The organism is Mediterraneibacter sp. HA8405 (assembly GCF_056148955.1).
Genome location: NZ_CM148758.1, coordinates 375,983 through 389,111, shown reverse-complemented (window position 1 = coordinate 389,111; position 13,129 = coordinate 375,983). Strand labels below are relative to the sequence as shown.

The window sequence follows — 13,129 nt, the reverse complement described above, 5'->3', positions numbered from 1 at the left end:
CTGCTGTAAATTTTAACGCCTGCCGCCAGGTTTTCTGTTTTTCTAATATCTGCTCCAAAGTCACCAAAAGCACACATCCCTCATTTCCAAAAGTCGCATCCAATCGGCGGTATCCCGCTGTTTTCTGCGCACATCCAGTCAGCAGTATCCCCAACAATTCCGAATTTCAGAAAACAGGAAAAACCGGAGTTGTTCCGACTGCAGTTGCCCGGATATAAAGCATCACTACTGCCTGGATCACCTGCCGTCTTCGCCGTTAAAGCTCCCCGCTGTTTTTGTCTTATGAGGATCTGCGAAGGGAATTTCCGGACTGAGGAACAGAAAAACGGAAGTCCGGAGAGTTTTTGGATGTGCCTTTCAGAAGAGGGGGACAGGGAATTCTGATGACTCTGGAATGAGTTTAGAAAAATAGGAACCTGGGAATCAGCGTCAGGATTTACAGCGGGCTCTGTCCGAGCGCATGCGAGTTAGCCCGCTGTAAATCCTGACGCTGATTCCCAGGTTCCGTTATTTTTCTTAACTCATGGAACGGAAACAGAATTCCCTGTCCCCCTCTTCTGAATCCGTCTTATAAAAACTTCTTCGTCCTCTGTTTTCCTTTTTCAATACCGGAAGTTCACTTCGACAAATCCGAATTACAGTGTATCGCCGCGTTCTATGTATCCGGGTTTGTCCGGGGAAGCGATGATTCTCTTGCCGCGGATCAGTTTTGCGTGTTTGTCTACGACCAGATTTTCTGCGTGAACGCCCTTTCCGATTACAACGCCGGATGAGATGACGCAGTTTTTAATAACAGCGCCTTCCTTGATTACGCAGCCTCTTCCGATTACGGAATTCTCAATCCTGCCTTCGATCAGACATCCGTTGGATACAACAGAGGATTTTACAGAACTTCCTGTAAAATACTGAGTCGGACAGGAATCATTGGTACGTGTATAAATCGGCCAGTCATTTACGAAAAGATTTGTAGCGTTTTTCAGGTCGATCAATGACATGTTTGCATCGTAATAGCTCTTGAAATCCGTAATGGAAGCAAAGTATCCGCGGTGTGGTACGGCGCGTACATCCAGTTCCTGGCATGCCTCATCCACAATGTCAACAAGGGAATACATAGCGGACATCTTGTGAGCTTTGCTTACCAGGTCAAGGAAGAGCTCTTTTTTCATTACATATGTATCCATGAAAATATTTTTATTTTTCGCATTACCGCGGTTCGGCTGAATGGCATCTACGCCTTTCTGACGGTTGATGTCCAGTGTGTAGCAGCTTAAGAATTCCTCTTTTGCATTGTCCACGGAATGGTACATCAGAGTAATATCAGCACCGGATTCAATATGAGTTTTGAGAAGCGTGCTGTAGTCAGCGGTATAAACCATATAGCTTGGAGCGATTACTACATAAGGATAAGGTACGCTGTTAAGTATATCGATATTTTCGATGTAAGCGGCAATATCTGTATTGTAGATATCGCTGACCATGTTGGACTCTGTATATAATATATGAAGTTTTCCGCGTTTTGAGTTGATATTATAATGGCGTCCGGTTCCCAGATGCTCTGTGAGGGAACGCGGTTTCCTTCTGATATATACCTGGATTGTATCAATGCCGCTGTTGCTCATATTAGAGATCGGGAAATCAATTACGCGATATCTTCCGAGGAAAGAAAATGCTCCTACAGGACGATACGCCTGAAGGCCGTCCACCTGAATGTGGTTGCCGGCAAAATTAACAATTCCAAATGCCCTACTCATATTATTCTTCCCCCTTTACACGTTTTGCAACAAGTTCAATGTGTTCACTGTCCGGGCTTCCTACAACAGCGTTCTTGCCGATTTTAATATCGTCTGCTACAAGAGCGCGCTGGACAACTGCTCCTTCTTCCACCTCTGCTCCGGGCATCAGCACAGTATCAATGACTTTAGCTCCGGCTCCGACTTTAGCTCCGGTGAAAAGAACGGAATTTTTAACTTCTCCATCGATCTGGCATCCCTGTGTGATAAAAGCATTTTCGATATCAGCATCAGCGCCGATATACTGCGGAAGAGAAGTTACATCTTCCGTATAGATCTTCCAGGTGGGATCGTTAAGGTCAAGCTCATTATTCTTATCCAGAAGATCCATATTTGCTTCCCAGAGAGAATCAATAGTTCCAACGTCTTTCCAGTAACCTTTATATTTATATGCATACAGGCTCTTACCATCATTTAAAAGGGTAGGAATAATATCTTTTCCAAAGTCATGTGAAGAATCCGGATCCTTCATATCTGCCATGAGAAGTTTGCGAAGAAGCTTCCAGTTAAAAATATAGATTCCCATAGACGCCAGATTGCTCTTGGGTTTCTCGGGTTTCTCTTCGAATTCAACAATCCGGCCGGTATCATCTGTATTCATAATACCGAAGCGGCTTGCTTCTTTCATGGGAACCTCAATAACTGCAATTGTAGCATCTGCATTATGCTCTTTATGATAAGCAAGCATTTTTGCATAATTCATTTTATAGATGTGGTCTCCGGAAAGAATAAGGAGATATTCCGGAGAATATGTATCGATAAAATCAATGTTCTGTGAAATCGCATCAGCAGTTCCCCTGTAAACGTCAAGATTGGCGTCTGCCTTCTCGCGGGGCGGAAGTACATACACTCCACTGTCTTTTGCGTCAAGACCCCAGCGGCGTCCTGCGGCAACATAGCTGTTAAGGAGGATGGATTCGTATTGTGTAAGAACCCCGACAACATCAATACCACTGTTTGCACAGTTGCTGAGCGGGAAATCGATGATGCGGTATTTCCCGCCATATGAAACGGCAGGTTTAGCTACCTTTTTTGTCAGTTCATGCAGACGAGTTCCCCGACCACCAGCCAAAATCATAGCTAACATATTATTTTGCTTCATAGTGAGCCCTCTCTTTCATATTACTGCTCTATATTATACAATTTTTTGTTGGGTTTTTCCACATTTTTGTGCGAAAAAACCAGTAATATAGAAAGAATATGTTGTAATCCTTATGCAAAACATCCGGTTTTTTAAAATTTTTGTTAAGTTGTATTAAAGATGGGTACAGCTGGAGGCCGCTTTTCAGTACTGCGCGGCAGACAGCGCCATGTTTTATTTCATCGGGAAGAATTAAAAACATACTATATTTTGTTTTGGAAGGATTTTTTCTTTTGTGCATTTTGATGATTGACAATAATTTTAATTCTTTATACTATATTGTTAGTTACCGAACAAATTATATTTGAATGGGGAATACCTCTTGGATACGGCCTCCGGCGGATTTGCGGGCGGCACGGGCAGAACTGTCGGCATGGCAGGTACCCGCGCAGCAGTGAAAATGCCGGCGGCATTCTTTAAGTTTAGAAAGGATGTGCGGGAAGGATGTGCGTCAGTGAAAACACGGAGATTTTTGACAGCGGCCATGATGTGGGCAGGCTGATTAATACACTCTCCCATCAGTTGAAGCGGCGGTTATGTATTCAGAAGGGGGAGGACTGTCTGACCACAAATATGCAGAGACTGGTGCTGCATTATATTCTGTTTCAGTCCCCGGAGAGGGATATTTACCAGAAGGATGTGGAAAAAGAGTTTCAGATCCGGAGGTCTACGGCAACGGGGACGCTCCAGATTCTGGAAAAAAACGGCTTTATTATAAGAGAGCCGGTGAAACAGGATGCAAGGCTTAAAAAGCTGGTTCCTACAGAAAAAGCCATAGGAGTGAGACAGCATATACTGGGGAACATTCGTTATATTGAAGAGCTCCTTTCCAGGGGTATTCCGGAAGAAAAGCTTTCTATATGCAGGGAAGTGCTGGAGCAGATGTCTGTGAATTTGTCAGGTGATGAAAAAGGAGAGAGGAGATAACAGACCATGAATAGAAAATTACTTCGTTCTGTCAGAGAATACAAGCGGGAATCATTCCTGACACCTGTGCTGGTTTGTCTGGAAGTGCTGATGGAAGTACTGATTCCGCTGCTGATGGCAAGAATCATTGATGTGGGAATCATGGAAGGGGATATGGCCTACATCATAAAAATGGGCCTTCTGCTTATAGCTATGGCAATGCTGGCGCTTGTATTCGGGGCAAAGGCAGGACAGCTTGGCGCGATTGCGTCTTCGGGGTATGCGAAGAATCTGCGCCATGATATTTTTTACAAAGTACAGGATTTTTCATTTGGAAATATTGACCATTTTTCTACTTCCAGTCTTGTAACAAGAATGACTACAGATATTACAAATGTACAGATGGCATATATGTTTACCATCCGCCTGCTGGCACGAGCTCCGATCATGATTATACTTTCATTGATTATGACTCTGACGATCAATGTGACGATTGCTGTTATTATGCTGATCACTGTGCCTGTTCTGGGGGGCACGCTGATTTTTATCGCCAAGAAGGCTCACCCGCATTTTGTTCAGGTGTTTGATGAATATGATGTGCTCAATAATACAGTGCAGGAAAATGTAAACGCTGCAAGAGTGGTAAAGGCATACGTCCGTGCAGATCATGAAGTGGAGAAATTCGGCAAAGTTTCAACGATTGTATTTAAACTCTTTACAAAAGCGGAAAAAATTGTCGCATGGAATTCACCGGTCATGCAGTTTACGGTATATGCGGTTGTCATTATTATGGTGCTGATCGGCGGGGAAAATATTATCAGCGGTTCTATGCAGACCGGAGAGCTGACAAGTGTAATTGTTTATGCGCTTCAGATCCTTATGTCGCTGATGATGGTAACATTCGTGTTTACAATGATCATGATCGCGGAAGCATCTACAGACCGTATCACAGAAGTACTGGATGAAGTGCCGGAGATGGAAGATGCTGCGGATGCTGTTACCGAGGTGGCAAACGGAGATATTGATTTTGAACATGTGAATTTCAGCTATGCGGGGGAGGGCGGAAATCTTTCTCTGAAAGATGTAGACCTTCATATCAAAAGCGGTCAGATTGTGGGAATTATCGGAGGAACGGGAAGTGCCAAGTCTACGCTTGTACAGCTGATTCCCAGACTTTATGACGTGACAGAGGGCTGTGTGAAAGTCGGCGGCGTGGATGTCCGCAGATACAGCCTGGAATCTTTAAGAGACCAGGTGTCTATGGTGCTGCAGAAAAATGTACTCTTTACCGGAACTATTTATGAGAATGTCCGCTGGGGCGATGAAAACGCCAGCGATGAAGAAGTGCGGAGAGTATGTAAACTGGCACAGGCCGACGGATTTATTCGGGAGTTCCCGGCCGGATATAATACGATGATTGTGGAAGGTGGAAATAACGTGTCCGGAGGCCAGAAGCAGAGGCTCTGTATTGCAAGAGCGCTGCTGAAAAAACCGAAGATTCTGATTCTGGACGACTCCACCAGTGCTGTGGATACAAGGACAGATGCTCTGATCCGCCAGGCATTCCGCGAGGAAATTCCGGATACAACCAAAATTATTATTGCACAGAGAATTTCTTCCGTAGAAGACGCGGATGTAATTATTGTTATGGATAACGGAGAGATAAATGGAATCGGCACTTCCGGTGAGCTTCTTCAGACGAACAAGATCTACAGAGAAGTATATGAATCTCAGATGAAGGGAGGCGCTGAAAATGAGTGAACAGAAAAATAACAGCAATGCCCAGGCAAACAGACGTAATGATCAGACCAGGCCCGGCGGACAGAAAAAAGGCCAGGGCGGTCCGGCGGTTACCAGGGGAACCATTCAGACAGCAAAAAGGCTTCTGGGATATGTGACAAAAACATACAAGGTGCAGTTCATTGTCGTACTGTTCTGTATTCTGATCAGCTCTATCGCGTCAATTTCCGTATCGCTGTCGCTGAAATTCCTGCTGGATGATTTTATTATTCCGCTGATCGGACAGAAAAATCCGGATTATACAGAGCTGTACACAGCGCTGACTGTACTGGGAAGCATTTTCCTGTGCGGAGTTATTGCTACTTTTATATACAGCCGGATGATGGTTGTTATCGGCCAGGGGGTATTAAAGCGTGTCCGTGATGAAATGTTTGAGCATATGCAGACACTTCCGATCCGGTACTTTGATCAGAATACAAACGGTTCTATCATGAGCCTTTATACGAATGATACAGATACCCTGCGTCAGATGATTAATCAGTCCATTCCGCAGGTATTGATGTCGGCATTTACTATCGTGGTTACCTTCATCTCCATGCTGGTACTGAGCCCGATTCTGACAGCTCTGGCGGTGCTGATGATTCTGGTAATGATTCTGGTATCCAGGAAAGTAGCGGGCAACAGTGGAAAATATTTCATCCGCCAGCAGCTGGATCTGGCTGATATTACCGGATTTGTCGAGGAACGGATGAATGGGCAGAGAGTTATAAAGGTATTCAATCACGAAAAGATTTCTGAGCAGGAATTCGATGAACTGAATGAGAAATTGTTTACAAGCGCGTCAAACGCGCATACATTTGCCAGTATGATGGGACCGATTATCGGAAATCTGGGCAATCTTCAGTTTGTACTTACTGCTGTATTCGGAGGATTCCTTTCGGTAGTGGGAATCGGAAATATTACGCTGGGAGTTATGGCATCCTATCTGCAGTTCACAAAGAGCTTTACACAGCCTTTTATGCAGATTGCCCAGCAGTTTAACTCTATTATTATGGCTCTTGCCGGCGCTGAACGTATCTTCAATATGATGGATGAGGAACCGGAGGTTGACGATGGTTATGTAACTCTCGTTAATGCCAAAAAAGATGCCAATGGCAATCTTACAGAGTGTGAAGAGCGCACCGGTCTGTGGGCGTGGAAACACCCTCATCAGGCGGACGGTACAATCACTTATCAGGAGCTCAGAGGAGATGTGCGGTTTTATGATATGACATTCGGATACACTCCGGATCATATGGTGCTGCATGATCTGACTCTGTACGCGAAACCAGGACAGAAACTGGCCTTTGTCGGTTCTACCGGCGCAGGAAAAACTACAATTACCAACTTGATTAATCGTTTCTACGATGTGGCAGACGGAAAGATCCGGTATGATGATATTAATATTAATAAAATCAAGAAAGCCGACCTGAGACGTTCCCTGGGAATCGTGCTGCAGGATACTCATCTGTTTACCGGAACAATTAAGGAAAATATCCGGTACGGTAAGCTGGATGCTACAGACGAGGAAGTAATACAGGCGGCAAAACTTGCTCATGCAGACGGATTTATCCGTATGCTGCCTCAGGGATATGATACCCACTTAAGCGGCGATGGCGAAGAACTGTCACAGGGTCAGAGACAGCTGCTTGCCATTGCAAGAGCGGCCATTGCGGATCCGCCGGTACTGATTCTGGATGAAGCGACCTCGTCTATTGATACCCGGACAGAAAGCATTGTTCAGAAAGGTATGGATAACCTGATGAAAGGGCGTACCGTATTTGTTATCGCCCACAGACTGTCCACGATCCGCAACAGCGATGCAATCATGGTACTCGAACACGGACGTATCATAGAAAGAGGGACTCACGAAGAACTGCTCAAGCTGAAAGGAACATACTATCAGCTGTATACCGGAAAGCTGGAGCTGTCTTAAATTCAATTCGGATTTGTCGGAGAGCTGTGAGTGGAGAGACGTCCGAAAACACCTGGATACCAGGAGATTGGATAATCGGATCTGGAAATGAGGGATGTGTGCTTTTGTTTCCGTTCCGCAGATAAAGAAAAACTAAAAAACCTGACGACAGGCTAAGAGCAAAATTTACAGCAGAAAACTCGCATTCGCTCAGACAATTCTGCTGTAAATTTTAACGCCTGCCGCCAGGTTTTCTGTTTTTCTAATATCTGCTCCAAAGTCACCAAAAGCACACATCCCTCATTTCCAAAAGTCGCATCCAATCGGCGGTATCCCGCTGTTTTCTGCGCACATCCAGTCAGCAGTATCCCCGACAATTCCGAATTTCAGAAAACAGGAAAAAACCGGAGCTGTTCTGGCTGCAGTTGCCCGGATCTAAAGCATCACTACTGCCTGGATCACCTGCCGTCTCCGCCGTTAAAGCACCCCTTTCTTTTTTAGTTTATGAGGATCTGCGAAGGGAATTTCCGGACTGAGGAACAGAAAAACGGAAGTCCGGAGAGTTTTTGGATGCGCCTTTCAGAAGAGGGGGACAGGGAATTCTGATGACTTTGGAATGAGTTTAGAAAAATAGGAACCTGGGAATCAGCGTCAGGATTTACAGCGGGCTCTGTCCGAGCGCATGCGAGTTAGCCCGCTGTAAATCCTGTTTTTAGCTGATTCCCAGGTTCCGTTATTTTTCTTAACTCATGGAACGGAATCAGAATTCCCTGTCCCCCTCTTCTGAATCCGTCTTATAAAAACTTCCTTCCCTTCCGGTTTGTGTCTGCTGTCCGGAGATTCCCTTCGACAAATCCGAATTGATGAAACATTTCATGAAGTGTAAGTGTTTTTTCGCAGCCTCCGGTGGTATGCTTTTAGCAGAAAGCAATGAGGAGGTTTTTTTGATGGAACGTATTCTGGAGATAGAGGATTTAAGGAAATACTACGGCAGACAGCCGAATCAGACGAAAGCTCTGGACGGCATGAGTTTTCAGGTGCTTAAGGGAGAGTTCCTGGGGATTATGGGAAGCAGCGGCTCAGGTAAGTCTACACTGCTGAACTGCATAGCATCTGTGACGCGCCCTACAGGCGGGAGAATCGTTATGCGGGAGCAGGAAATCCAGCGGCTCAGAGGCGCCGCCCTGGCGCAGTACCGGGGCAGGAAGATCGGCTATCTTTTTCAGAATTTTGAACTGCTGGACAATCTGACCGGACGGGAAAATATTCTGCTTCCGCTGTCCATTCAGCGTGTGCCGGGGGCAGAGGGGGAAAAGAGACTGAGACGTCTGACAGAGTATCTGGAGATTACGGATGTGCTGGATAAATTTCCGGCCCAGATGTCCGGCGGCCAGAAACAGAGAACTGCGGCGGCCCGGGCGCTGATTCTGAATCCGGAAATCATTCTGTGCGATGAACCTACGGGCGCCCTGGATTCCAAAAACGCAAAGGGGCTTATGGAGAAACTGAAGGGCCTGAATGAAGAGGAAGAGGCCACGATTCTTATGGTAACTCATGATTCCAATGCGGCCAGCTACTGCAGCCGGATTCTGTTTATACAGGACGGAGCAATCTTCCATGAAATACGGAGAGATGCACCGGGGGAATCAAGGCGTGAGTTTTATGAGAGAATTCTGAAGGTAATGGCACAGCTGGGAGGGGGAAGTGAGTATGTTTTTTAAACTTGCATTCCGGAATGGCCGGAGAAGCAGAAAAGAGAACGGACTGTTTTTCAGCACTCTGCTGATCACGGTTATTGCCTTTTATATTATTCTGTCACTGCCGAATCAGGATGTTATGATTTTTCTGCAGCAGATGGAAAGTGATGCTGTAAAACGGCTGATTTCCATGCTGCCGCTGTTCTTTGGCGCAGCATTGGTGATTTTGTTTTTTCTTGTCTATTATGCGGGAAAATATCAGATGCAGAGACGCAGACATGAGTTCGGGCTGTATCTGATGATGGGGATGCGCCGCAGGACTTTGTTCCTGCTTTTGCTCGCTGAGGATCTGTACAGCAGTATCTTTCCTCTTATAATCGGGCTGCCTGTGGCTGTACTTCTCTCGGAGCTGATCAGCCTGGTTACGGCCAGAATTGCGGGGATGGGAGTGATTGGCCATCGGTTTTCGTTCTCTCCTGAAGCGGCGCTTCTGACAGCGGCGGGTTTTCTTCTGATCAAACTGGCGGCATTTCTTATCTTAAGCGGACGGGTTGCCCGGCAGGAAATCGGGAGTCTTCTTGTTGAAATGCCGGAGGGAGTGAAAAGACAGCTCCCCGGACCGGTGTATGGCGCAGCGGCGGCAGCAGGTCTGATCTGTCTGGGAGTTGTCTGGTGGATGGCGTCCACGGGCATATCCTGGTTGAATCTGAGAAGGATGGGTGTTACGCTCCTGCTGGGATTGTGTGGTACCTGGCTTCTCTTTTTCGGACTCCGGTTCGTTATGAACATTTTCGCGAAACGGGGAGACAAGGGGGGAAGGCTTCAGGTCTTCCATTTCCGTCAGCTGGAAGAGACGGTGATCCGCTGCTACGGTACACTGGCGGTCAGCTCTCTGCTGATTCTGGCTTCCCTGTGCTGTTTCGGAGCAGGGGCGGCAATTATGCGGTTTTACGGGGATTCGGAGCCTCATGTTCTGGACTATACATTTGACGGGGATATGCAGGATATTTCGGAAGTCGAAAAGAAACTGTCCGCTCAGAGACTGGATACTGCGTTTTTTTCTCTGTTTGAAATGAGAGTGGGGTATATTCGGACCACGGAGGATTATGATAATGCGTTTCGTATGGATTCAGTGCTGGAAGCCATATCCGGCATGGCGGATTCCGAAGAAAAGCAGCAGCTTGAAAATATATTGATGTATGCGGATTATCCTTATATTATTTCATTGAGCGGCTATAATCAGCTGCTGGAAGCGGCGGGACTTCCGCAGATTTCCCTTGAGAAAGGAGAAGCAGGGGTCTACATGGACGGAACGTTTGCCAGAGAGGAAGAGCGGAAGATTATGGATGAGCTTCTGGCGTCGGAACCGGCAGCAGATCTGGACGGGACGATGTACCGGCTGGCGGGAAATGTGCAGTCCGTAAATCTGGTTACAGATGATTCGATTACGCTTTCCTTTGCATTGATTTTGCCGGATGAAGACTTTGAGTACTATACACAGGGGGAATATACGGTATATCTGGACGGCGTTCTGAAGAAAGGAGAAGGGGAAAGCCTGATGTCGGCTATTATGGATATGAACAGCAGACTGGACCAGAACGGCATAATTTACGAAAGTTATCTTCAGAACATGGGACGGCAGATGTTCTATATAGCGGCAGCGGGATATATTACAATTTATCTGGCGGTTGTTTTCCTGATTATCGCAAATACCGTAATCGGAGTACAGTTCCTTATGAGCCAGAGGAGAACCGGCAGACGGTATCAGACGCTGAGCCGTCTGGGGGCATCCTACCGGGAACTCTGCCGGGCAGCCGGAAGGCAGGTAAACTGGTACTTCGGCATCCCGGCGTTCGTAGCGGCTGTCAGCAGTATGTTCGGTGTCCGCGCGCTTCTGATGGGAATTCTGTCATCCAGAACCCGTTCGGCTATCGGTGAAGTGATGTGGATATCTGTGCTTATGATTTTATTCCTTTGTGTGATAGAATGTATTTATATGGCTGTGGTGAAACGATCCTGCAACCGGTATCTGCTGGCCGTGATGGAGCCGGAGAGGGAAGAATAACCGGCATGCTGTAAGACCTGAGCGGGAGGCAGACCGGAGACAGGAGATACGGGAACAGATCCGGCAAAGGAGGGGTAACAGAGAATGAAACAGATTGCAATTGTAGAAGATGAGCCGCTGATGAGGGAAGAACTGGAGACAATGCTGAAAAAGGCGGGATATGAGACAATGGAAGTATGTGATTTTGAAACAGCGGCGGAACATCTGCTTCAGCTTTCCCCGGATCTGATTCTTCTGGATCTGAATCTGCCGGGCACCAGCGGGTTTCAGATCTGCAGGTTTGTAAAGCAGAAAAGCTCTATCCCCGTATTCGTGCTGACATCCCGGGAACAGATGAAGGATGAACTCTTTGCCCTGGAACTGGGGGCAGATGAGTATCTGACCAAGCCTTGCAGGAAAGAGCGGCTTCTGGCACGGATTTCCAATATACTGAAACGATACGAGGGCCGTTCGAATCTGCTGGAAGGCGACGGCTTTCTTCTGGACCGTCAGACATATACGCTGTATATTAACGGGCGGTCCGTTATTCTGCCGAAGAATCAGGGGAAAATTCTGGAGACTCTGCTGATACAGGACGGGAGGATGGCGACAAAGCAGGAACTATGCCGGGCGCTATGGGGAACGGAAGAGTATATTGATGAGAATGCTCTTCAGGTCAATCTGACACGGCTGAAGAAGACGATAGCGGGGCTGGATATGAATCTGCAGATCGAGACGGTCCGGGGTGTCGGGCACAGACTTGTACGGAAGGGAAAGGAGGCCGGTCATGAAGGGTAGCTGGAATATTGTGAAACAGTATGCGCCCTGGCTGGGGCTGCTGCTGTGTATTGACGGGTTTGCGGCGCTGCTGCTGTGGCTGGCGGATGTCCGGGCCTTCCGGGCCCTGACAGGAGTGATCCTGCTGGCAACTGTACTGGTAGCGGCGGGGGCGCTTGCGGCAGCCGGGTACCGTGCTTTCAGGCGGGAGCAGGCTTTTATGGAATTTCTGAATACTCCGGATGAGAAACATGAGGAAATGCTGGTAAAACTGGCAGGCCCGGCTCAGACAGTTTCTGTCAGAAGGCTGGGTGAAACCCTGCGGGACAGGGAGCGGCTCTGTGCCCGGGCCACTGCCCGCGCGGAAGACTATGAGGAATATGTTGAGACATGGGCGCACGAAATCAAGACGCCCCTTTCGCTTCTGACACTTCTTCTGGACAACCGGAGGGAGGAGTTTCCGGAGAGTGTGGGATATAAGCTGGATGTCATCCGGAACCGGATGCATGAATATGTGGAGCAGATGCTGTACTATGCCCGCCTGAAAAGTACTCATAAGGATTACCTCTTTGAACAGCTCGATATCCGGGAGTGTGTGGATGAGGTTCTGGAGGATTACAGGATTCTGCTGGATGAAAAGAAATTTGATGTTACATTTCCGGCGGCCGCCGGTCCGGCGGACGAAAAAGCTTATGTGGACCGAAGAGGGCTTTATTTTATTCTCTCTCAGATAATCAGCAATGCAGTGAAGTATAGCGGAGAAGATCCGACGCTGGAAATCAGTTTCTCCCGTTCAGGCTATGAATTGATGCTGCGGATCAGGAACAGCGGTATGGGAGTGCGGTCCTGTGATCTGCCCCATATTTTTGAAAAAGGGTTTACCGGAGGGACGGGAGATGGCAGGAAGAATGCTACCGGAATGGGTCTGTACCTGGCAAAGGGGGTCGCCGGAGAGATGAATCTGAAACTGGAAGCGGCATCAGAGTGGGGAAAAGGATTCGAAATACGGGTTTCATTTCCCGGTGTAGATTAATCGTTGCTTATGCCGCTGTGCCGGCGGAAAAGTAACGATTAATCTGC

9 protein-coding genes are annotated in these 13,129 nt (G+C 47.3%); 7 read left to right on the top strand and 2 right to left on the bottom strand.

Annotation, left to right across the window (positions count from 1 at the left end):
- Positions 1-635: 635 nt before the first annotated feature.
- Both glgD and AC0QUU_RS01775 read right to left on the bottom strand, forming a co-directional pair.
- Entirely contained in the window at positions 636-1,751 is a 1,116-nt protein-coding gene (gene glgD / locus AC0QUU_RS01780) for a glucose-1-phosphate adenylyltransferase subunit GlgD (protein WP_474544320.1), read from the bottom strand.
- 1 nt (position 1,752) lies between these two features.
- The gene (locus AC0QUU_RS01775; protein WP_474544318.1) at positions 1,753-2,892 is read right to left on the bottom strand and encodes a glucose-1-phosphate adenylyltransferase; all 1,140 of its coding nucleotides are present in this window, start codon (positions 2,890-2,892) and stop codon (positions 1,753-1,755) included.
- A 483-nt stretch (positions 2,893-3,375) separates the two neighbouring features.
- On the opposite strand from AC0QUU_RS01775, the gene AC0QUU_RS01770 reads away from it, so the two are divergent.
- From AC0QUU_RS01770 to AC0QUU_RS01740, 7 genes are all read left to right on the top strand, one after another.
- The gene (locus AC0QUU_RS01770; protein WP_474544316.1) at positions 3,376-3,858 is read left to right on the top strand and encodes a MarR family winged helix-turn-helix transcriptional regulator; all 483 of its coding nucleotides are present in this window, start codon (positions 3,376-3,378) and stop codon (positions 3,856-3,858) included.
- A 6-nt stretch (positions 3,859-3,864) separates the two neighbouring features.
- Positions 3,865-5,598, top strand: coding sequence for an ABC transporter ATP-binding protein (locus tag AC0QUU_RS01765; protein WP_474544314.1), 1,734 nt, complete (start codon positions 3,865-3,867; stop codon positions 5,596-5,598).
- On the top strand, positions 5,591-7,552 hold the full coding sequence (locus tag AC0QUU_RS01760) for an ABC transporter ATP-binding protein (RefSeq protein ID WP_474544312.1): 1,962 nt from the start codon (positions 5,591-5,593) through the stop codon (positions 7,550-7,552). The genes AC0QUU_RS01765 and AC0QUU_RS01760 overlap by 8 nt, the downstream gene beginning before the upstream one ends.
- A gap of 926 nt (positions 7,553-8,478) precedes the next feature.
- Complete coding sequence (locus AC0QUU_RS01755; protein ID WP_474544310.1) at positions 8,479-9,252, top strand: ABC transporter ATP-binding protein; 774 nt, start codon at positions 8,479-8,481, stop codon at positions 9,250-9,252.
- A complete protein-coding gene (locus tag AC0QUU_RS01750) occupies positions 9,242-11,293 on the top strand; it encodes an ABC transporter permease (protein WP_474544308.1) in 2,052 nt (683 codons plus the stop codon). The genes AC0QUU_RS01755 and AC0QUU_RS01750 overlap by 11 nt, the downstream gene beginning before the upstream one ends.
- Positions 11,294-11,377: 84 nt before the next feature.
- Complete coding sequence (locus AC0QUU_RS01745) at positions 11,378-12,070, top strand: response regulator transcription factor (RefSeq protein ID WP_474544306.1); 693 nt, start codon at positions 11,378-11,380, stop codon at positions 12,068-12,070.
- On the top strand, positions 12,060-13,082 hold the full coding sequence (locus tag AC0QUU_RS01740; protein WP_474544304.1) for a sensor histidine kinase: 1,023 nt from the start codon (positions 12,060-12,062) through the stop codon (positions 13,080-13,082). The genes AC0QUU_RS01745 and AC0QUU_RS01740 overlap by 11 nt, the downstream gene beginning before the upstream one ends.
- The last annotated feature ends 47 nt before the right edge of the window (positions 13,083-13,129 follow it).